A 21,189-nucleotide genomic window follows, 5' to 3' on the forward strand; every position below is an offset into this window, starting at 1 on the left:
ACACGCGAGACACGGAAGAAGGTGCCGCATGGCGGCGATGAAGCCGCGGACGGGAGACGGTCCGCTGGAGGTCACCAAGGAAGGTCGGGGCATCGTGATGCGCGTCCCGCTCGAAGGTGGTGGCCGGTTGGTCGTCGAACTGAATGCCGAAGAGGCCGCCGCGCTCGGCGAAGAGATCAAAGGTCTTGGGCTGAACGCGTAGATGACCACAACGCTGCCGTCACCGGCTCTGCCGTCGCAGGTCGGGCCGCCCACCTTCATGCTCAACCCGCTCGGCCCGGAGAGCCTCGATGCCGAGATCATCGCGCTGCCGGTCATTCCGGGCGACGATGTGTTGACCATCGGTCCCGGGGCCGCCGACCTCGGCGACCAGCACGATCTGCTGGGTCATCTCGAGTTCGAAGGTGCCACCGGCAGTGCCGGTGAGGTGACGACGTACGCCGTCACCGGCTCCGGCACCCTGCGACAGATCCTCCTGATCGGTGTCGGCGCGCAGCGTCGAGACGACTTCCGCAGGGCGGGGGCCGCGCTGGCTCGCGCCGTGCGGGACCGGTCCGAGGTGGTCACGACCATTCCGGCGGTCGACCCGGAGGTCGGGTTGGAGCCGTTCGTGGCCGGCGCGACGCTGGGGTCCTTCCTCTTCCACTGGCGCTCCGAGGGCGCGCCGTGGAAACCGGTGGAGACGATCACCCTGGCCGATCTCGGCGACGACCAGGCGGCAGCGTTGGACCGGGCTCAGGCGATCGCGCGCGCCAGCTGGCGCGCGCGGTTCTTCTCCTCGGTCCCGAGCAACTTGAAGAACCCGGTCTGGCTGGCCGAGCAGGCCGAAGCGCTCGCGGCCGAGAAGGGCCTGCAGATCACGGTCTGGGACGAGGACGAGCTCGAGAAGGACGGCTTCGGAGGCATCGTCGCGGTCGGCCAGGGCTCGGTGACTCCGCCGAGGCTGATCCGGCTCGACTACAGCCCCCGCAAGGCCGGACGGCTGAGCTCGTCGAGGAAGACGCCGACGGTGGTGCTGGTCGGCAAGGGCATCACCTTCGACACCGGTGGGCTCAACATCAAGCCCAGCGACGGCATGCTCAACATGAAGCGGGACATGACCGGCGGCGCGGTGGTGCTCGCCGTGATGGCGGCGCTGGCCGAGATCGGCTGCCCGGTCAAGGTCATCGGACTCATCGCCGCGGCCGAGAACTCCATCTCGGGATCGGCGATGCGTCCCGGCGACGTGGTCACCCACTACGGTGGCCGCACCTCCGAGGTCACCAACACCGACGCGGAGGGCAGGCTCGTGCTGGCCGACGCGATGGCGTACGCCGTGGACAAGCTCAAGCCGGCCGCTTTGGTCGACATCGCCACCCTCACCGGTGCGATGCGGGTGGCGCTCGGGCAGACGATGGCCGGCTACTTCGCCGACGACGACGCGCTGGCCACGCGGCTGGCCGAGGCGTCGGAGGTCTCCGGCGAGACGCTGTGGCGGATGCCGTTGGTCGCCGACTACGAGGACAAGCTCTCCTCGAAGGTCGCCGACGCCGACAACGCCCCCGGTGGGCCCGGCGCCATCACCGCCGCGCTGTTCCTGCATCACTTCACCGGTGGCACCCCGTGGGCCCACATCGACGTCGCCTGCGGTGACGCGTACGCCGACGTCCACGAGCTCACTCCCGGCCCTACCGGTTTCGGTGCCCGGGTCCTCCTCAGCTGGCTGGCGAGCCCGGACCCGCTCGCCGCCGTCCCCTCCTGACGAGACGTCACGTACGTCGGCCGAGATGGCACTGCGGTGCCGCTTCGGCCGACGTGGGTGACGCTTCGGCCGACGTGGGTGACGCTTCGGCTATATCTTTCGGGCGAGCAGCAGGCCGTCGCCCACCGGGAGCAGCAGCGGGATCAGGCCATCGTTGTCGGCGACCTGCTGGTTGAGCTCGCGGATGGTCGCGGTCTCCTCGTCGCGTACGGACGGGTCAGCCACGCGGTCGTGCCACAGCGCGTTGTCGAAGGCGACGACGCCGCCGGGACGGAGCAGACGCAGCGCTTCCTTGAGGTAGGCGGAGTATTCGGTCTTGTCGCCGTCCACGAACACCAGGTCGTAGTGGTCGTCCGTGAGGCGGGGGAGTACGTCCAGGGCGGCGCCGGCGATGCACCGGGCCTGCCGCTGGCCGAAGCCGGCCTCGGTGAAGCTCTGCCGGGCCAGCCGCTGGTGCTCGGTCTCGATGTCGACGGTGGTCAGGACCCCGTCGGGTCGCATGCCGCGCAGCAGCCACAGACCTGAGACGCCGGTGCCGGTGCCGACCTCGACGACGTTCTTGGCGTCGAGCACTGCGGCGAGGAAGCGCAGCGTGGCACCGCCGCCCGGTCCGATCGGCGCGACTCCGACCTCCTCGGCCCGGGATCGGGCGGCTGCGAGGAGGTCGTCCTCCGCGACGAACTCGTCGGCGTAGGTCCAACTTGCGGTCGAAACAGGGCTGGTCACACCGTAAAACCTAACCTGTTTCGCGCAACGGTGCGGGAACGCCTGATCCACCTTGTGCGTTGGAAGAGCACGGGAAGAGGAAAAATAGGAGCCTCACAGGCAACTCTCAGCCCTTCCGGTCCCAGGCGATCTAACGTAGGAGATGTCAGCGATCAGCGAGACAGACGACAGGAGCACCATGACCGCGGAGCCCACGCAGACCCCGACCGTAGAGCCGGGTGTTCCGACGTGGGACGAGATCGTGGAGAAGCACTCCGACCGGGTCTACCGGCTCGCTTACCGTCTCACCGGCAACCGCCACGACGCGGAGGACCTCACCCAAGAGGTCTTCGTGCGCGTATTCCGCTCTCTCGACACCTACAGCCCCGGCACCTTCGAGGGCTGGCTGCACCGGATCACCACCAACCTCTTCCTCGACCAGGCCCGTCGTAAGCAGCGGATCCGCTTCGATGCCCTCTCCGACGAGCGCGCCTCGCGCTTGACGAGCAGCGGCCCGACGCCGGACGTGGCCTACACCGACCAGCGCTTCGACGACGACATCGAGCGCGCGCTGGCCACGCTGCCACCCGACTTCCGGGCCGCGGTCGTGCTCTGTGACGTGGAGGGGCTCTCCTATGAGGAGATCTCCGAGATCCTCGGTGCCAAGCTCGGCACCGTCCGCTCGCGAATCCACCGCGGCCGGGCGATGCTCCGTGACGCCCTCGCCCACCGCGCCCCGCGCGGCGGACGACTGCGCCACTCCGGGCCCAAGGTGTTGTGGGGCGGGGCTTCATGAGTCTTCTGGGCAACCACCTCGGCGCGCGCACCAGCGCCCTTCTCGACGGACAGCTCCCCGCAGTGGAGGAGGAGCGCGCCTGGGCGCACGTGCACCAGTGCTGCGCCTGCCGCCGCGCCGTGGAGCGTGAGGGCTGGCTCAAGCGACGCCTCGCCGGCCTCAGCGTCGATCCCGGAGTCACCGCGCCTGCCGACCTGAAGGGCTCGCTCCGCGGCGGCGCCCTGGCCGCCTCGGTGTGGCCGGCCGACGACCTCGACGAGGCCTACTCCGACCCCCGGTCGATGCGGCGTACGTTGGTGATGGTCGCCGCCGGTGGCGGTGCCGTCAGCGCCGCCGTCTTCGGCATGTTCACCTTCGCTGCCGCGCCGGCCGACGCGCCGGTCCCCAGGAATCTCCCGATCACCGCGGTCACCCAGGTACCGGGCACCCCGGGCGCTCCTGTCGTCGCCCACGTACGCCGCTGAGCGTCGCCCCGGCGACGCGACACGAGACCCGGGCTGCCGATTGTTGGGGCGAGTGGGAAGAATGGGTGTCGTGACGCAGGAACCACAAGACGACCAGTCTCGGCCGATCTCCCGTTGGGCACCACCGTCCGACGTGCCCCCGGCCGGGCAGCCGTCCCCTGATGACCTTGTCGACGACGAGCGGGACACGGCCGAGGTGCCGTTGCCGGGCATGCCCGCACCCGCCGCCGCGTCGGTTCCGGCAGCCGACACCGCTCCGCTGCCGCCCATGGTGCCGCCACCGCCGGGTGGATCGCTGCCAGGGTTCGACGCCCCGCCTGCGCCACCGCCCTCACCCCGGACCGACTCCTCGCCGCGACGCCGCGTCCCCGGCCCGATCTGGGCGCTCGCCGCTGCCGTCGCGTTCCTGCTCGGCGTGCTGGGAGGTTATGCGGGCGGCGTGCTCGAGGACCAGGACGACATGTCCAGCCTGGCCGGTGGTGGGCTCGACCCGGGCTCGATCGAGACCGACGCGCCCTTGGAGGGCGACGACGCCAGCATCGTGAAGGTGGCCGCGACGCTGCTGCCCTCGACGGTCCAGATCTTCGCCGAGTACCAGGGCGTCGAGGACGCCGCGACCGGCTCCGGCTTCGTCTTCGACCGGAACGGCCACGTGGTGACCAACAACCACGTGGTCGCCGACGCGGCCAAGGCCAAGGGCAGCATCGAGGTGGTCGACCACAAGGGTCGCCGCTACAAGGCCGACGTGGTCGGCCGCAGCGCCGTCTACGACCTGGCCGTCCTCGACGTTCCCGAGGTCAAGGAGCTCGAGCCGGCCTCGCTCGGTAGCACGTCCCGGCTGAGGATCGGTGAGGGCGTCGTCGCCATCGGGTCGCCGCTGGGGCTCAGCTCCACGGTGACCTCGGGCATCGTCAGTGCGCTCCAGCGCCCGGTGAGCACCGGGCAGACCGAGGACGACACCTCCTACATCAACGCCGTCCAGACCGACGCGGCGATCAACCCCGGCAACTCCGGTGGTCCGCTGGTCAATCTCGTCGGCCAGGTCATCGGGGTCAACTCGGCCATCGCGACCGCTGGTGGGGGAGAGGGCGGAGAGAGCGGCAGCATCGGCGTCGGCTTCGCGATCCCGATCGACCAGGTCAAGGTGACCGCCGCGCAGATCCTGAAGACCGGCAAGGCGACCTACCCGATCGTGGGGGCCTCCGTCGACGTGCAGGCCGCCGACCACAACGGAGCGCTGATCTCGGTGGTCGAAGCCGGCTCGCCGGCTGCCGCCGGTGGGCTCAAGGACGGCGACCGGGTCACCAAGGTGGGAGATGTCACCGTGACCGACGGGATCGGCATGATCGTCGCCATCCGTGCTCACCAGCCGGGGGAGACGATCGAGTTCACGGTGATGCGCAACGGCGCCCGTCACGAGCTCAAGATCAAGCTGGAGGCGCAGACCGAGAACCTCGCCTGACCGGCCAGAAAAGACGCGAAGAGCTGCTCGGCACCATGCCTGGCAGCTCTTCGCGTTGTTGTGGGGAAGGTTTAGTTGTGGGGGTTGAGGGTGCTTTGACTCAAGAAGCGTCCGGCGTGGCCGCGGGCGCGGGGGCCTCGGCCTCGACGAACGGGTGGTCGGCCACGAAGGCCTTGGTCTGCGAGTACATGTCATCGATGAACTTCTCGAGGACGCTGGACTCAACGCGCCACTGGCCGCGACCGCCGATCTTGATAGCGGGGAGCTCACCACGGCGGACAAGGGCATAGACCTGTGCGCTCGAGGTGTTGAGCACCTCGGCGACGTCGGCAAGAGTCAGGAAGCGGGGGGTACCAGACATAAGTATCAGTCTCCCAGACTCTGCAAGCGGCCGTAAACCATCGCGCCAACCTGTTAGTCCGCATTAGGTACTGTTGCGCTGCTTTGTGGATGCGTGGTGGGTGAACCGAGAAGCAGAGGCGCTATGCGGCGAACAGCAGATACAACCCACCGACAGTGAAGCCGACCATCGTGAGCAGAAGCGGGATCTGCCCGGTCACCAGGTGCTGGGGCGGAAGCACCTGGAGCGCGCGGATGTGTGCCGACCAGACTCCCAGCACGTGTCCGGTGATCACCGCGGCCACCTTGATGACGGCCAGCAGCGTGGCGTGGAAGGCGAAGAAGTAGGAGACCGGCATGTCCGCGGTTCCGAACCAGTCGCTTCCGTTTCCGAACGGATCCGAGGCGTTGCGCAGCGTTGCCAGCCCGCTCTCCCAGAAGTAGCTGAGGTAGTGGGCCACGACGTAGCCGACGATGATCGGCACCAGCGACGGCGCCAGCTCACCGGGCAGGGCCCGGCGCGGCACGTCGCCGACGCCGGTCAGCATCGTGCCGGCGCAGTAGAACCCGGCCACGAGCAGCGGGAACGCGATCAGTGCGACGTTGCTGATCAGGTAGGCGGTGTTGCCGGAGATCTCCGGGTTCTGCACGAACTGGAGCCATGGCGGCGACTCCCGGTAGGAGTCGTAGACGATGGTGCCGAAGAGGACCGAGACGACCGCGACCAGGCCCGGGGTCGGCCGCAGGGTGTCCAGGTTGCCGAGCGGGGTCCGCAGGACCAGGTTGCCGGCCGGCGTGCGTCCCCACACCGACAGGCGGGCGGTCAGCGACGAGTAGACCTCGAACGGGTCGCAGCGCTCCAGGAACTCCTCCCCGAAGAGCACACCGCCGAGGATCATCACGGCCAGGTAGACGGCCAGCCAGAGACGTACGGGGCCGAGGTAGTTGTTCTCCGGGTAGACCAGCTCGAGCCAGGCGAAGGCGAGCAGCGCGAACGCCGCCGGCCAGTAGCCGAGACGCTCGGGCAGGCGCAGCGGCGGATCGCCGGCACCGCGCAGCCACGTCAGTCCGGCCACGATCGTGCGGGCCGGGCTGATCGCCCTCCAGACCCGTCCGAAGAGGAGGGAGAACGGGACGAGGCCGACCCACAGCCAGACGTACGTCATCCCGAAGATGGGGTTGTTGGCGTTGTCGGAGCCGGCGAAGGCGACCAGCACGAAGTAGGCGAAGATCAGCAGCCCGACCACGCGCCACAGTGCGGTCCAGGCGGGGGAGTCGACGACACGCCCGAGACGCGGCAATGGCCAGCCGCGTGGGTTTCGTACGCCCACGACCTGGCCCTCGGCGGCGCGCTTGGTGGTCAGCACCAGCAGCCCGAAGGAGACGAGGAGGGCGAGGACCGCGCCCGCGATGACGTACTCGAGCGGTAGTGGGAGGTCCTGTCGACCACCCACCCCGTGGGTGAGGATCCCCGAGGAAAGGTTCACTGCACCTCGAGGGTGACGATGGTCTTGCCGAGAGTGTGTGACTCGACCTCGTACTGACCGGGGATCTCGAACGCGCCCAGGCTGATCCGTGTGGTGCCCACGCCGTAGGCGGCGGACTGCTCGGGGTCGGAGTGCACGTGGATCTCGCCGGCCGCGTCGGCGGTCACGTCGAGCTCGACAGCATGGCCGACGGGTACGTCGATCTGGGTCCCGTGCGGGTCGACCGAGTCACCGGAGAAGTTGATCTCGACGACCACCGGGTCGCTGTCGTTGCTGGGCTCGGTGGCGACGTTGTTTCCGCAGGCTGTCGCTATGGACGCGATCCCGCAGATTGCTGCCACGACCGCGATGATCCGGGCCGTGAGGCGCATTACTCCCCCGTTTCGTGGGCTAAGTTCAAGCTGGCTTCTGCCACAATCGCACATGAACCAAAGAGGGGGCTGAGAGGGCATGAGCGACAGGCTGAGGGCACGGGAAGTGGGCTTTCTGGACGGGGAGACGCTCTCCGTCCCGCATCAGGTGGCGAGCATCGAGCTCATCGAACCGAAGGCCGAGGGCTTCGACTACGGCGCCTTCCTCGAGCACGTCGAGGACCGGCTCGCCTTCGTGCCCCGCTACCGCCAACGGGTCCGGGTCGTGCCCGGCCGCATCGCCTACCCCGTCTGGGCCGACGACGACCGTTTCGACCTCACCTACCACGTACGCCGCTCCGCGCTGCCCCGCCCGGGCTCGATGGATCAGCTCCTCGACCTCGCCGGACGGATCGTCTCCCGGCCCCTGGACCGCTCCCGGCCGCTGTGGGAGCTGTACGTCATCGAGGGGCTGGCAGGCGACCGGGTCGCGCTCGTGACCAAGACCCATCAGGCGCTGGTGGACGGCGCCGAGACCGTCGACCTGGTCCAGCTGCTGCTCGACGACAAGCCCGAGGTCGGGCCGGTCGTGCCGGACCTGTGGAAACCGCCTGAGGCGCAGTCGAGCGCGCGCCTGGTCGCGGGCGCGGTCTTCGACGCGGTCACCTCGGTCAGCGGCCTGACCGGCACGGCGCGCAGCCTGGGCGGCTTCGCCCTGGGCCGGGTCACCGGTGTGGCCAGGGACGTCCAGAACGCGGGTGCCGGCATCGCCCGGGTGCTCACCCGCCGGGCTCCGGAGCGGCCGACGCCGCTCAACGGGACGCTGTCCCAGCAGCGGCTCGTGGTCACGCTCGAGGCCGACCTGGCCGACTTCCGCCGCATCCGGGACACCCACGGCGGCACCGTCAACGACGTCATCCTGGCTGCGGTCACCGGCGGTCTGCGCGCCTGGCTGATGACCCGGCAGCAGTCCCTGGCGGGCGTACGTCAGGTGCCGGCGCTGGTGCCGGTCTCGGTGATCGACGAGGAGCTCGACCCGACCCAGCTCGGCTCCGCGGTGGCGCCACACTTCGTGGTGCTCCCGGTCGCGGAGCCGTCGCCTGTGGTCCGGCTCCACCAGGTGTCCTACTCCTTCGAGCAGCACAACGCCAACGCCCGCACGGTCAGTGCGCAGCGGCTGGCCGGGATCAGCGGCTTCGCCCCGGCGACCTTCCACGTGGTCGGCTCGCGGGTGGCCGCCGAGAGCGAGCACGACTACCTGCTCTCGGTCTGCAACGTGCCCGGCCCGCAGGAGCCGCGCTATGCGGCCGGCTCCCGGCTGGTGGCCTCCTACCCGATCCACCCGCTGGCCGAGGGGCACACTCTCGCGATCGGGGTGACCTCCTACGACGGCCAGGTCTTCTTCGCGATCACCGCCGACCGCGACCTGGTGCCCGATGCGTCGCTGGTCGGGCAATGCATCAGCGAGGCCCTCGACGAGCTGCGTGACACCGTCTCGGGGCGGCGGTTCCGGGCGCCCCGAGGCCTGCGCGTGGTCAAGAACTCCGGCGAGTGAGGCAGAATCCCACCGTGACCCGCATCTACGTACCCGCCACGCTCGCGCTCCTCGCTGACTGGTACGCCAAGGGCGAGCTGCCCGGCACCGCCGACGGCTATGCCTCCCCCGACGACAGCGAAGAGGCCGAGTACGCCGCGCTGATGAGCGCCGCCGACGACTCGGCGGCGCTCCTGGCCGGCCCCGGACGGCGGGTCGTGATCGTCGTCGAGGCCCCTGCGGCGCTGGGCGACCAGGTGGTTCCGCTCAAGCTCGTCGCCGCGGTCCACGCCGACCTGGCTGATCGCCCGGCCGACGCGGACCCCGACGAGGACCTGGGTTGGTTCGCGACCCAGGAGATCCCCGACCTGATCGGCTAGCTCACTCCTCCTCGTTCCACCACGTCTCGGTGTCGACGCCCTGGTAGGGCGGGACCTTGACGGTACGGGCGCCGGCCTTGCCGCCGATGGTGACGGTGCGGTAGCTGACGTTGTTGGACCGGGTCCGCTCGTAGAGGTTGCCGTCGGGGTTGACGGTGACCTTGATCCGGTAGGTGCCGTTCTTGACCTTGCGCAGGTCGAATGCCTGGGTCTGGGACTGGTCGTAGGTGTCGCCCCAGCCCGTCGGCATGCTCTCCCGCAGCCAGAGCGCGGACTTGGCGCCACAGGCCGACTCCAGGCCGGTCTGACCCGGTCGCAGCGTCGCGCCCGGCACTGTCAGGTCCACAGGGTCGGTGGGCGCCAGGCACCAGGACTGCTTGCCGCTGGTCGAGACGACCTTGTCCTTGGCGTCGACCAGCTCGTACTTGGCGAAGTCGAGGAAGTGCCAGTGGTTGTGCTCGGGAGCCTCGTGGAACTCCATGGTGCCGGTCCTCTTGACCCCGACCTGCTCACCGTCGCGATAGAACATCTGGTAGGCGTCCATCACCGGTGCGGTGCCACGGCGGAAGCCCTCCACGATCATCGGTCCGGGGCCGGCGTTCCACTCGTTGGCGGCGAAGTTGAGGCGGTCGGTGCCACCCTCGTCGACCTCGGTCGAGATCTGCCACGCGGGCAGCGAGATGAGGTCGGGCAGGGTGTCCTTCTTGGGCTTGCCCGGCTTGATCTCGCCGCGGGCGCCGCCCAGCGGGAGCCGGCCGCGGCCGTTCTCGCCGCCTTCCAGCCTCTCTCGCGGCACCACGGTGCGGGCGCCTTGGTCGTGGGCTCCGTGGGCTCCGTCGGCCGCCATGGCGCCCATGCCGACGCCTTCCTCGCCTTCGCCTTCGCAGTTGCCGTCGGGGCACTGGTCGACGATGACCAGGTTCTGCTTGGCGGTGCGGTTGGACTTCGACAGCCCGAGGAAGTCGGCGACCGGCTTGTCGATGCTCATCGTCATGATGAGCTCGGTCTCGCCCTTGGTCTGGAAGCCGAGGTCGGAGACGGTCGGGACCGCCATGCCGCGCTCGATCCCGTACAGGATCCCCTTGGTGAACCAGTTGCCGCCGCAGAACTCGGGGTAGACCGGGCCGGTGGCGCCGTCGGTCTGCACCCGCTGCCGGTCGTAGCCGCCGGGGCAGAGCGGGCGCCTCTCGTCGAGGATCACCTTGCCGGACTTGTTCTTCAGGGTGACCCGCAGGCCGTTCTTGAAGCCTTTCATGCTGTCGACGATCGAGGCCGGCGCGGTCGTGGTGGTGCGCTTCTTGCCCCGGATGACGGTCTTGGTCAGCTTGACCGGCTTGTCGTAGGACGACTGGGTCGCGCGGAACTCGAAGGCCGCGTCATAGGCGGCCAGCCAGACCGACGGCTGGACGAACGCCTCCCCGCCCCAGGCCTCGACCTCGACGGTGTCCGAGGCGGCCACGAGCTTCAGTGCGCCCTTGCCGGTGCTGCCGCTCGCGGGACCGGAGTTCGCCGTCACCGTCGTCGTGACCACGAGCGCGGCTGCCACCAGCCCGATGCCGGCCGAGACCAGCTGCCGCGTGCGAGTACGAGGTTTGACCATCGAGATGCCCCCTAGTGAGTGGCCCGAATCCCTCCTGATCCGAGGCCCGAGTACCGGCAATTTATTGCCGGCCACATATGGGGACGGTTAACTTTTCGATCCGGTTGCATCGGACCGAGGAGAATTCATCGCGAGAGGTACGCCGCGCCGACCGCCTGCTCGAGGTCGAAGGCCTTGAGCATCAGCTCCTCGACGTACTCCTCGAGCTTGGCGCCGACCAGCGGCACGGGCACCTTGATGTTCAGTCGCACGCTCTCGGTGGTGCGTCCGTCGGACTCGGACAGCGAGATGTTGCCGCGCAGGGTGGCCAGGCCGCCGGGGACGGTGATGTCGACGACGGCGACCGTGTCGGAGGACCAGACCTCGCTCTGACGGACGGTGACATCGCCGGAGACGATGCGCTTCGCGAAGGAGGGTACGCCGACGGTCGACTGCACCCGGTCGATCCGGACCTCCCGCGGGGCACCGCCGATGGTCACCCGGCGACGGAGCGCTCCCTGGGCGTCGGCGACCCGCTCGCGGAAGCCCGGATCAGCGAGCATCGCGGACACCTCGCCCATGCGGGCGTCGTAGACGAGCTCGTACTGAAGGGTCGTCGTCATTGCCGAATCCTTTGGGGCTCTTCTGCGGGTTGGGACGGTGGATCAGGAGGCTCGGACAGCGAGCCAGCGGGTGCCTACCTCATGCTCCTTCTCGAGCGCCCTCTTGAAGATCGAGAGGATCAGATCCTCGAGCTTTCCGCTGATCAGGGGCACATTCACGGTAGCGGTCAGGGTGACCGTCTCGGTGGTCTTCGTGCCGTTCTCGGCCAGCCGCGCGATGCCGGAGAGCGAGCCCGGCTTGCCCGGCAGGGTGAGCTTGAGGTCGCCGGAGGTGAAGTCGGCCGACCAGATCTCGTCCTGGTGCACCTCGATGGTGTCGCCGACGAACTTCTTCGCGAACCCGGGCACCCCGGTGACCGCCTGGGCGTAGCGGATGCTCACCGTCGACCCGGTGATCGCAACGCTCTTGGACAGCGCGTGCTGGGCGTCGCAGACCTGCTCGCGGAACGCCGCGTCGGCGAGCATCCCGGAGACGGCTGCGATCGGCGCGTCGTAGGCGAGGTCGATCGACACGTTTTTGCTCATAACCACACATCATGACGCCTAGATCCGCCAGAGTCACCAGCGGAGCGACCGAGAGAACCGACACATTCTGTGAGTATGCTCTTTACCCCTGGGCCGGCAGGTGGTCGGTGAGCCTATGACTCACATCGGCGATTCCTTCGGATCCAGCCGCCTACTCGGTGTCGCCGCGGGATACCGTGACAGATGTGTCAACGGAGACGCATATCAAACCTGTCCAAGCTCTGCAGAACGTCCAGCAGTTCCGCCTGCCGAGCACCACCTACTTCCGCCATGTAGCCCCCGAGGAGCTCACCGGCCGCAGCGAGACCGACCTCGCGGGCGCGGTGGGATCGCACCTGGCACTGGCAGCGAACCGACCGCAGGGCACCGCCGCCGTGCGCATCCTCACCCCGACCACCGCCGCAGACGGTTGGTCCGCCGGAGGCCGCAGCGTCGTCGAGATCGTCGTCGACGACATGCCCTACCTCGTGGACTCGGTCAAGACCGAGCTCTACCGTCGTGGCCTCGACGTACATCTCGTCGTCCACCCCGTCATCGACGTCGCCCGTGACGTGACCGGTGCGCTCGAGGGGGTGAACGAAGGCGACATCCGCGAGTCCTGGATGCACATCGAGATCGACCGCCTCGCTCCCGACGCGGCCAAGGAGATCGTCTCGGGTCTCGAGGGAGTCCTCGAGGACGTACGCGAGGTCGTCGAGGACGAGCCGAGACTGCACCGCCGCCTGGCGGAGATCGCGGCCGGCCTGCGCTACACCCCGCCCAACAGCGTGCCGCGCGAGGAGGCCGCCGAGGCCGCCGAGCTGCTGGCCTGGCTGGCAGAGGACCACTTCCTGCTGACCGGCTACCGCGAGTATCGCCTCGACGGCGACTACCTGCGCGGTCGCTCCGGCACCGGCCTGGGCATCCTGCGTGCCGACCCGCCGCAGGCCGCCGACCACGGCAAGATGCCGCCCAAGGTCGCCGCCCACGCGCGCGACAAGGTCATGCTCGTCCTGGCCAAGGCCAACTCCCGCTCGACCGTCGGTGAGCCCGCCTACCTCGACCACGTCGGCATCAAGATCTTCAACGGCGCCGGCGAGGTGATCGGCGAGCACCGTTTCCTCGGCCTCTTCACCACGAAGGCGGCCCGGCAGTCGGTGACCCGGATCCCGGTCGTACGCGGCAAGGTCGCCGCGGTCCTCGACCACACCGGCTACGACGCCCGCAGCCACACCGGCAAGGCGATGCTCGACGCGATGGAGTCCTACCCGCGCGAGGAGCTCTTCCACGCCTCCACCGAGGAGCTGATGGACCTCGCCGAGGCCGCGCTGGGAGCCATCGAGCGTCGCATCCTGAGGGTGGCCGTCCGGCCCGACACGTACGGCCGCTACGTCTCGGTGCTCGTCTCGCTGCCGCGTGACCGCTACAACACGACGGTCCGCGAGCGGTTCTCGAAGGTGCTGCTCGACGTCCTCGGTGGCACCGACCTGGAGTTCACCGTACGCATCAGCGAGTCGACCACCGCCCGGGTGCACTTCGTGGTCCATGGCACCACCGAGTCGCTGGGGAAGGCCCTGGACACCCCGGGGCTGGTCGACAGCCTCGAGTCGCGGCTGCGCAAGGCCGCGCGGAGCTGGCGCGACGACCTCGTCAGCGCGGTCATCGCCCACGCCGGCGAGGACGGCGCGGCGCGGCTCTCGCACGTGCTCGACGCCTTCCCGGAGGCCTACAAGGAGGACTTCGACGCCGACACCGGCGCCGCCGACCTGACCCGGCTCGAGATGCTCTCGCACCAGGGCGAGGCGGTCGACTTCTCCTTCTACAAGGACCCGGAGAGTGCCGGCGGGTTCCGGATCAAGATCTACCGCACCGGCGGACCGCTCTCGCTGTCCCTGATGCTCCCGATCCTGTCCTCGTTCGGCTTCGAGGTCACCGACGAGCGGCCCTACGACATCGAGGGCGTCGGCACCTCGGGCTCGGAGGAGTGGTTCATCTACGACTTCGGCCTCGCCTACGCCGGCACCCCGGTCGGCGCGCCCACCCAGCTGGTCGCCGCCCTGCACCAGGCGTGGTCCGGTCGCAGCGAGATCGACGGGCTGAACGCGCTGGTGCTTGCCGGTCTCGACCACGGTCAGGTCTCCATGCTGCGTGCCTACGGCCGCTACCTGCGCCAGGCCGGCACCCCGAACTCGTTCTTCTCGATCGGCAACGCGCTGTGCACCAACCCGGGCATCGCCCGGCAGATCGTGGAGCTGTTCGAGACCCGTTTCGACCCCTCGCTCACCGCGCGTGACGAGGCCAAGCGGGCCGAGGCGATCATCGAGGCCCTCGACGACGTGGCGAGCCTGGACCAGGACCGGATCCTGCGCAGCTACGTCACCACGATCCAGGCGACGACGCGGACGAACTACTACCGCAATCGGGGCTATCTCGCCTTCAAGTTCGACCCGCAGCAGCTGCCCGACCTGCCGCTGCCGCGACCGGCGTACGAGATCTTCGTCTACTCGCCCGACGTCGAGGGCGTGCACCTGCGCTTCGACGCCGTGGCCCGTGGCGGGTTGCGATGGAGCGACCGGCGCGACGACTTCCGCACCGAGGTGCTGGGGCTGGCGAAGGCGCAGCAGGTCAAGAACACCGTGATCGTGCCGGGCGGCGCGAAGGGCGGCTTCGTCCCCAAGGGCGTGGCCGGTCCGGACGCCTACGTCACGTTCCTGCGTGGTCTCCTCGACGTCACCGACAACCGGGTGGACGGCGAGATCGTGCCGCCGGCCGACGTCGTGCGCCACGACGGTGACGACTCCTACCTCGTCGTCGCCGCCGACAAGGGCACCGCGACGTTCTCCGACCTGGCCAACTCGGTCGCGGCGGAGTACGACTTCTGGCTCGGCGACGCGTTCGCCTCCGGCGGCTCGGCGGGCTATGACCACAAGGCCATGGGCATCACCTCGCGTGGCGCCTGGGTCTCGGTGCAGCACCACTTCAAGCGACTCGGCATCGACCCGCAGACCGACGAGATCACCGCGGTCGGCGTCGGGGACATGTCCGGTGACGTCTTCGGCAACGGCATGCTGCGCTCGGACCGCATCCGGCTCGTGGCCGCCTTCGACCACCGGCACGTCTTCATCGACCCCACGCCCGACGCGACGGTGGGATTCCAGGAGCGCAAGCGGCTCTTCGAGATGCCCCGGTCGACCTGGGAGTCCTACGACGCCTCACTGATCTCGGCGGGCGGCGGCGTGTGGTCGCGGCAGCTGAAGTGGGTGCCGATCAGCCCCGAGGTGCGGCAGGCGCTCGGTCTGGCGACCGACGTCAAGCGGCTCACTCCCCAGGAGCTGATCAGCGCGATCCTGCGCGCCCCGGTCGACCTGCTGTGGAACGGCGGGATCGGGACGTACGTCAAGGCGTCCGGCGAGACCGACGCCGACGCCGGTGACCACGCCAACGACGGGGTCCGGGTGGACGCCGCCGAGCTGCGGGTGCGGGTCGTCGGTGAGGGCGGCAACCTGGGGATCACCCAGGCCGGCCGCGTCGAGTTCGCCCGCAAGGGTGGGCTGATCAACACCGACGCGATCGACAACTCCGCCGGTGTCGACACCTCCGACCACGAGGTCAACCTCAAGATCCTGCTGGAACGAGAGGTACGTGCGGGCTCGCTGACGCTGGCCGCGCGTGACGAGCTCCTCGAGGAGATGACCGACGAGGTCGCCGCGCTGGTGCTGGCCGACAACGAGGCCCACAACGTGACCCTGACCCGCGCGGTGGCCTCGGCCCCGCAGCTCCTGGAGGCTCACGAGGCTCAGATCGCGGAGTGGGTCACGGCCGGGCTGCTCGACCGCGACGTGGAGGGCCTGCCCTCCGCGACCGAGGTCGCGCGTCGCCTGGAGGCGGGGGAGGGGCTCACCGCCCCCGAGCTCGCCGTCGTGCTCGCCTGGACCAAGATCGAGCGCCGGCGCGAGCTGGTCGCCGAGGGAGTCCCCGACCCCGCCGCGGATCCCGAGATGACGAAGCGCCTGGTGGCGTACTTCCCGACCGCGATCCGCGAGCGGTTCCCCGAGGCCATCCTGGATCACCCGCTGCGGTGGGAGATCTGGGCGACGTCGGTGGTCAACGAGGAGGTCAACCTCGCATTCGGGACGCGCGACGCGCTGTCACGGTGAGCACCGTGCCGGCGAGCAGGAGCGAGATGCCGAGCGCGGCGAACACCCACGTCGGGCCGCCGGTATCGGGCAGCGAGCTCTGAGGTGAGATATCCGTCGGCGGTCCCGGGTTCGGGGCCGCCGGCGGATTCTCGTCTCCGCCCGGGGTCGGCACGTCGGTGGGTTCCGGCGCCGGAGTCGGATCGGGGGTTGGCGTCGGGTCCGGGGTCGGCGTCGGGGTCGGGTCCGGGGTCGGGCTCGGCGAGGCGACCTCGTCGATCCGGAAGTCCTGGCCGCCCTCGATCTCGCCGGCCGAGGTGATCGTGACCGTACGCGACGTCTCGCCCACGACCTGCGTTCCCTCGGGAGCTGTGACGGTGACGGTGTAGTCGCCCGGCGGGAGGCCTTCGACGAAGTAGCCGCCCGCCGCGTCGGTGGTGGCGTTGACCGGACCGTCGGGACCCTCGATGGTGACGGTGACACCGGCGACCGGGTCGCCGCTCGAGGCGTCGGTGACCCGCCCGCCGATCGCGCCGGGGCGGGTGAGGTCGAAGTCGACCCCGGTCACGTCGCCCGTGGCCACGGTCACGGGTCGCGTCGTGGCGCCCGTGTAGCCCTCAGGTGCGTCGATCTCGGCGGTGTAGTCGCCCGGCGGCACCCCGTCGAGCAGGTAGTTGCCGTCACCGTCGGTGACGGTCGTGATCGGGTCCCCGCCATCGGTGGGGATCAGGCGCACCTGGACGCCGCCGAGACCCTTGCCGCCGCCGGTCACGGTGCCGGAGACGCTGGCCAGCTGGTTCACCACGAAGTCCTGGTCGGTGACCGGGCTGTCGATGACGGTGATGTCGGTGCGGGTCGTGCCGTCGGGGCCCGGGGTGTAGCCGTCGGGGACCGTGAGGGTCACCGAGTAGCCCGTACCGACCGTGTTGTCGTCGAAGAGGTAGCTGCCGTCCGCCTCGGTCGTCGTGGTCGCGGTGGACCCGTCGGGCCGGGTGAGGGTCACGGTCGCGCCCGGCACCGGCGCACCCGCGTCGTCGCGTACGGTGCCGCTGATCACGTGCGGGATCACCTGGCGGACCTCGAAGTCGGCCCGCGAGGGGGGATCCTCGTCGTTGCCGCGGTTGCTGACGGCCGCCTCGGTCTGCCCGACCGTCACGCAGCCGTCGGGGTGGCTCAGCCGGACGGTGTAGCCGTCCTGGGTCGCGAACTCGCCGAAGGAGTAGCTGCCGTCGGGGGCCGGGCTCGTGGTCGCCAGCGTCTCGCCGGACGGCGAGACGAGGGTGAGTACCGAGCCCTCGACCGGGCACGATCCGGAGGTCGACACGTCGGCGACGGTGCCGCCGATCGGCCGCGCGCGGCTGACGAACCAGGTCTGGTAGACCGGGAAGCCGGCGCGACGGGTGAAGACGAAGGTCAGGCTGGTCAGCCGGATGTCGGGCTCGAACCAGCCGGTGGCGCCGTTGGTGTCGGTGGCGGTGGGGTTGCCGGTCAGCGTCGAGGTGGCCGGGTTCCAGGTGGGCTGGTCGGCGCCGCCGGCATAGTTGAACGAGCCCTGGAACCACGAGGAGATCTCCGCGGCCGGAACGTCTGCGCCGCTCTCGTCGGTCGCCTGGACCTGGACCTGGTCGGAGTCGATGTCGCCGAGCACGAACGCCCAGCCGGTGTCGGGCGTCGGGTTCTCGAAGGCGTACGTGGTGGTCGAGGCGCCGCTCGGGGTGTCGGCCTTCGGACGCAGGTTGATGTAGGCCGACCCTCGGCTCGAGCCGTACTTGGCACCCGGCGGCGTCGTGGCGTCGAGGAACGTGCTGGCGCCGCTGGGGAGGGCGACGTTGGCCCGCGAGTCGCTGGCCATCTGGGCCGCCGGGAAGCCCGCCGACCGCTGGGTCATCGTCGTGGAGTAGTCGTTCGACGTCCCGGAGACGGGCGCCCACTCGGACCACGAGTCGGTCATGGCGTGAGCCGGTCCGGGGGACAGCACCATGACGAACGCTCCGGCCAGGAGTGCCAACGCCAAGCAGGCCCTAGTCAACATGGGAGGGGATCCTTTGCTTCCGAGCAGCAAACATTGCGTTGGGGGACTCAGGAAGACTATCCGAGCAACATCCCGCTTTTGTGCTCTGAATCGCTGGTGTGGTGAGGGTTGTCCTCGTTCGCGTGGTGGTGCTGCCAGCTCGCGGGACGCGGGATCGACCGGACCGACCGAGCGAGGGTCGGGATCAGGGCCGCTGCGGCGGTCATCGCCGTCACCACCAGCACGGCGGTGGCGCCATCGGTGACGGCGAGCAGTGCCCCGGCCAGGGCGGGCGCGAGCGGGATCGAGAGCATCGCCACGAACTGCGCGGCCGCCTGGACCCGGCCGATCAGCTCCTGCGGCGTGGTCGCCATCCGGTAGGCGGCGATCCCGGCGTTGCCCGCCGGGTTCAGGAAGAGCCCCACCGACGCGGCCAGGGCCATGACCGCGGGATGCGTCCAGAAGGCCAGCGGGATCGAGAGCGGCACGAAGCTCCAGGCGACGAGGATCGTCAGCCGGCCGGTCGGCAGGCGGTCGATCAGCCAGGGCGCGGCGATGGCCCCGAGGATGCCGCAGCCGCCGATCGCCGCCTCCGCCAGCCCGATCTGCCACGCCGGGAACCCGGCCTCGACCAGCCGCAACAGGGCGAGGAAGAAGAGGGCGTTGATGGCCAGGTTGGCGGCGGGACTGAAGAAGAGCAGCGTACGCAGGAACGGCTGTCGCCAGCTGTAGCTCAGCCCCGCGAGCAGGTCGGCCAGCGGCTTGCCCCGAGAGCCCTGCTCGTCGATCGCGGGCGCCGAGAGGTCGGCGCGGACCCGGGCGAGCAGCAGCCAGCCGGCGGCGTACGCGATCGCGTTCCCGGCGAACGGTGCCCATCGGGAGAACCCGAGGAGTACGCCGCCCAGCGGCCCGCCGAGCAGGCCCGCGATGTGCTGACGCGCCTGCTGCTGGGAGAGCGCCGTGGGTAGGTCCTCGGCTCTGACCACCGATCTGATCGCCGAGTTCTCGGCGGGGACGAAGAGCCCGTTGAGCACTCCGGTGAGCAGGGCGACAAGGAGCAGGTGGGGGAGGGTGAGCGACCCGAGCAGCCCGGCGAGCGCGAGCGAGGCGTACAGCACCGCTCCTGACCCGTGGGCGAGCCGCATGATCCGCAGCCGGTTGCGCCGGTCGGCGATCACCCCGGCGGGCAGCAGCATGCCGACCATGCCGACGAGATGGGCGGCCTCCGCCGTGGCCGCCCAGAACGCCGATCCGGTCATCGCGTAGGCGACCAGGGGCATCGCGAAGAGGCTCACCCGGGTCCCGAGCTCGGCGACGGTGGCGCCGATCCAGAGAGCGGTGAAGTCGTGGTTGCGGGCGAGCTCACGGTAGGAGGGCATACCCGCACCGTAGAGTGCGCAACATATATTGCGCAATAGTTCTTGCGCACTAAGTCGTGCGGGATTCGGCTAGGGTGGGGTCATGGCCACGTACGACGATCCGCGGATCCTGCGGGCGATCGCCCATCCGACGCGCAACCGCGTGCTGCACGAGCTGTCGGCAGCCGGCTCCCTGCGGGCCGCGGACATCGCGAAGCGCACGGGCATCCCCGCCAACCAGGCGAGCTTCCACCTGCGACAGCTGGCCAAGTACGGCTTGGTCGAGGTCGCCCCGGATGCGGGCCGCGACAAGCGCGACCGCGTCTGGAAGCTCGTCGACGACGACATCACCCTCAATCCCAGGGAGATCGTCGAACAGCCCGGTGGCGAGGCCGCCTACACGGTGTTCCAGCGCAGCTCCGTCGCCTGGGGCCATCACCTGGTCGACCAGGCGTTTCAGCTTCCCGGGGAGGGCGAGGATCCAGCCAAGCGGATCGTCTCCGAGACGTCACTGCGGCTGACCAAGGACGATGCCGACCAGCTGCGGCGAGACCTGAACGAGGTCGTCGCCCGCTACCGAGACGCCGGACGTCGGTCCGACGACGACCTGGATCTCTACTCCGTCTACCAGCTCATCCAGCCGATGCCGGACCTGGCCGGCGAGCATGATCCGGTCTGATGTGGGTTACGTCTCAACACCCTCGGCCCGCAGGCTCCCTACTCGCGAGTCACCCGCGCGTTGGTTTACCGTCCAAATCGCGCCCAGCCCAGGACGCCAGTAGGGAGATAGACGAACGATGAGCACGAGCCAGATCGCCGAGAAGCGCGAGGTGCGCGAAGCCAACCGAGTCGAGGGGCACAACGCCAGGTCATGGCTGCTGGTCTCCGCGATGCGTACCGAGATCTTCGACGACGCCCAGCTGAGCCGAGCCGACCAGATCATCCTCGACATGGAGGACGCGATCGACACCTCGCTCAAGTCGCAGGCGCGCGAGAACGTGACCAGCTGGCTCAAGGGCGGCGGCCGGGCGTGGGTACGCATCAACGACTGGACCACCGAGGACTGGAGCGAGGACCTCGCGGCGCTGGCCGGGATCGAGACGCTCGCCGGGGTGATGCTCGCGAAGACCGAGTCGCCCGACCAGGTGACCGACACCTTCCAGCGGCTCGGCGGCTCGACCCCGGTGATCCCGCTGCTCGAGTCGGCGCTCGGGATCGAGGACGCCGCGACGATCGCGCGCGCCCGGGGCGCCTACCGGCTCGCCTTCGGCTCCGGTGACTACCGCCGCGACACGGGTGCGGAGAACGACCCGCTCGCCATGGCCTACCCGCGGACCAAGCTCGTCCTCGGCTCGCGGATCGGCAACCTGCCCGGCCCCATCGACGGCCCGACGGTCGGCAGCAGCCACCCGCTGCTCCGCGAGCAGGGCGCCGACGGCGTCTCGATGGGCATGACCGGCAAGCTCTGCCTCGACCTCGAGCAGCCCGCGGTGATCAACGAGTCGTTCAGCCCGTCCCCGTCGGACGTGACCTGGGCCTACGACTTCCTGCACAAGTTCGAGGAGGGCGGCCGCGTGATCCGCGACGGCAGCGACAAGCCGCGCCTGGCTCGTGCCGAGACGATCAAGCGTCGTGCCGAGCTGTTCAAGATCAAGCCGGACACATACGGCGACCCGGTCTCGGGGCCCAGCGTCTACTGACGACGCCGACCCGGCGTGTG

At 69.7% G+C, this 21,189-nt stretch carries 19 protein-coding genes; 10 read left to right on the plus strand and 9 right to left on the minus strand.

The window, feature by feature from the left end; genetic code table 11:
* Nucleotides 1–28 precede the first annotated feature (28 nt).
* Both BLT25_RS18700 and BLT25_RS18705 read left to right on the plus strand, forming a co-directional pair.
* Nucleotides 29–202, plus strand: coding sequence for a DUF3117 domain-containing protein (locus BLT25_RS18700; protein ID WP_008358749.1), 174 nt, complete (start codon nt 29–31; stop codon nt 200–202).
* Entirely contained in the window at nt 203–1,741 is a 1,539-nt protein-coding gene (locus tag BLT25_RS18705) for a leucyl aminopeptidase (RefSeq protein ID WP_091049054.1), read from the plus strand.
* A 90-nt stretch (nt 1,742–1,831) separates the two neighbouring features.
* On the opposite strand, the gene BLT25_RS18710 is transcribed toward BLT25_RS18705, so the two are convergent.
* Nucleotides 1,832–2,467 (minus strand): O-methyltransferase, encoded by a 636-nt coding sequence (locus BLT25_RS18710; RefSeq protein ID WP_091049056.1) that lies wholly within the window; start codon nt 2,465–2,467, stop codon nt 1,832–1,834.
* 178 nt (nt 2,468–2,645) lie between these two features.
* Between BLT25_RS18710 and sigE the strand changes: the two genes are divergently transcribed.
* From sigE to BLT25_RS18725, 3 genes are all read left to right on the plus strand, one after another.
* Nucleotides 2,646–3,242, plus strand: a complete 597-nt coding sequence (gene sigE, locus BLT25_RS18715; protein WP_218131415.1) for an RNA polymerase sigma factor SigE — start codon at nt 2,646–2,648, stop codon at nt 3,240–3,242.
* Nucleotides 3,239–3,706: an anti-sigma factor gene (locus BLT25_RS18720; RefSeq protein WP_091049060.1), complete on the plus strand. Its 468-nt coding sequence runs from the start codon at nt 3,239–3,241 to the stop codon at nt 3,704–3,706. Before sigE ends, BLT25_RS18720 begins: the two co-directional genes overlap by 4 nt.
* 70 nt (nt 3,707–3,776) lie before the next feature.
* Nucleotides 3,777–5,168 (plus strand): S1C family serine protease, encoded by a 1,392-nt coding sequence (locus tag BLT25_RS18725; protein WP_176884040.1) that lies wholly within the window; start codon nt 3,777–3,779, stop codon nt 5,166–5,168.
* A 100-nt stretch (nt 5,169–5,268) separates the two neighbouring features.
* Here the strand turns inward: BLT25_RS18725 and BLT25_RS18730 are convergent, their stop codons facing one another.
* The 3 genes from BLT25_RS18730 to BLT25_RS18740 all read right to left on the minus strand — a co-directional run bounded on the left by BLT25_RS18730 (nt 5,269) and on the right by BLT25_RS18740 (nt 7,365).
* Entirely contained in the window at nt 5,269–5,529 is a 261-nt protein-coding gene (locus BLT25_RS18730; RefSeq protein ID WP_091049065.1) for a helix-turn-helix domain-containing protein, read from the minus strand.
* Nucleotides 5,530–5,650: 121 nt separating this feature from the next.
* Nucleotides 5,651–6,994, minus strand: a complete 1,344-nt coding sequence (locus tag BLT25_RS18735; RefSeq protein WP_256328674.1) for a hypothetical protein — start codon at nt 6,992–6,994, stop codon at nt 5,651–5,653.
* Entirely contained in the window at nt 6,991–7,365 is a 375-nt protein-coding gene (locus BLT25_RS18740) for a hypothetical protein (RefSeq protein ID WP_091049068.1), read from the minus strand. The genes BLT25_RS18735 and BLT25_RS18740 overlap by 4 nt, the downstream gene beginning before the upstream one ends.
* 106 nt (nt 7,366–7,471) lie before the next feature.
* Here BLT25_RS18740 and BLT25_RS18745 point away from each other — a divergent pair, with 106 nt between their 5' ends.
* Both BLT25_RS18745 and BLT25_RS18750 read left to right on the plus strand, forming a co-directional pair.
* Entirely contained in the window at nt 7,472–8,899 is a 1,428-nt protein-coding gene (locus BLT25_RS18745; protein WP_091049071.1) for a wax ester/triacylglycerol synthase family O-acyltransferase, read from the plus strand.
* A gap of 14 nt (nt 8,900–8,913) precedes the next feature.
* Nucleotides 8,914–9,258 carry a DUF6912 family protein gene (locus tag BLT25_RS18750; RefSeq protein ID WP_091049074.1) on the plus strand — a complete coding sequence of 115 codons (345 nt, stop codon included), beginning with the start codon at nt 8,914–8,916 and terminating at the stop codon, nt 9,256–9,258.
* A gap of 1 nt (nt 9,259) precedes the next feature.
* Here the strand turns inward: BLT25_RS18750 and BLT25_RS18755 are convergent, their stop codons facing one another.
* The 3 genes from BLT25_RS18755 to BLT25_RS18765 all read right to left on the minus strand — a co-directional run bounded on the left by BLT25_RS18755 (nt 9,260) and on the right by BLT25_RS18765 (nt 11,985).
* Nucleotides 9,260–10,858, minus strand: a complete 1,599-nt coding sequence (locus BLT25_RS18755; RefSeq protein WP_091049075.1) for a lysyl oxidase family protein — start codon at nt 10,856–10,858, stop codon at nt 9,260–9,262.
* A 125-nt stretch (nt 10,859–10,983) separates the two neighbouring features.
* The gene (locus tag BLT25_RS18760; protein WP_091049078.1) at nt 10,984–11,460 is read right to left on the minus strand and encodes a DUF2505 domain-containing protein; all 477 of its coding nucleotides are present in this window, start codon (nt 11,458–11,460) and stop codon (nt 10,984–10,986) included.
* Between the two features lie 42 nt (nt 11,461–11,502).
* A complete protein-coding gene (locus tag BLT25_RS18765) occupies nt 11,503–11,985 on the minus strand; it encodes a DUF2505 domain-containing protein (RefSeq protein WP_091049081.1) in 483 nt (160 codons plus the stop codon).
* 185 nt (nt 11,986–12,170) lie between these two features.
* Here BLT25_RS18765 and BLT25_RS18770 point away from each other — a divergent pair, with 185 nt between their 5' ends.
* Entirely contained in the window at nt 12,171–16,121 is a 3,951-nt protein-coding gene (locus tag BLT25_RS18770; RefSeq protein ID WP_256328675.1) for an NAD-glutamate dehydrogenase, read from the plus strand.
* Here the strand turns inward: BLT25_RS18770 and BLT25_RS18775 are convergent.
* A complete protein-coding gene (locus BLT25_RS18775) occupies nt 16,081–18,132 on the minus strand; it encodes an MSCRAMM family protein (protein ID WP_091049086.1) in 2,052 nt (683 codons plus the stop codon). The two genes, BLT25_RS18770 and BLT25_RS18775, sit on opposite strands and share 41 nt — an antisense overlap.
* 56 nt (nt 18,133–18,188) lie before the next feature.
* The gene (locus tag BLT25_RS18780; RefSeq protein ID WP_091049088.1) at nt 18,189–19,490 is read right to left on the minus strand and encodes an MFS transporter; all 1,302 of its coding nucleotides are present in this window, start codon (nt 19,488–19,490) and stop codon (nt 18,189–18,191) included.
* Nucleotides 19,491–19,572: 82 nt separating this feature from the next.
* Here BLT25_RS18780 and BLT25_RS18785 point away from each other — a divergent pair, with 82 nt between their 5' ends.
* On the plus strand, nt 19,573–20,148 hold the full coding sequence (locus BLT25_RS18785; RefSeq protein WP_091049091.1) for an ArsR/SmtB family transcription factor: 576 nt from the start codon (nt 19,573–19,575) through the stop codon (nt 20,146–20,148).
* A 118-nt stretch (nt 20,149–20,266) separates the two neighbouring features.
* Nucleotides 20,267–21,169 (plus strand): HpcH/HpaI aldolase/citrate lyase family protein, encoded by a 903-nt coding sequence (locus BLT25_RS18790; protein WP_218131417.1) that lies wholly within the window; start codon nt 20,267–20,269, stop codon nt 21,167–21,169.
* Nucleotides 21,170–21,189 lie beyond the last annotated feature (20 nt).

Source organism: Nocardioides sp. YR527, assembly GCF_900101045.1.
GTDB lineage: Bacteria > Actinomycetota > Actinomycetes > Propionibacteriales > Nocardioidaceae > Nocardioides.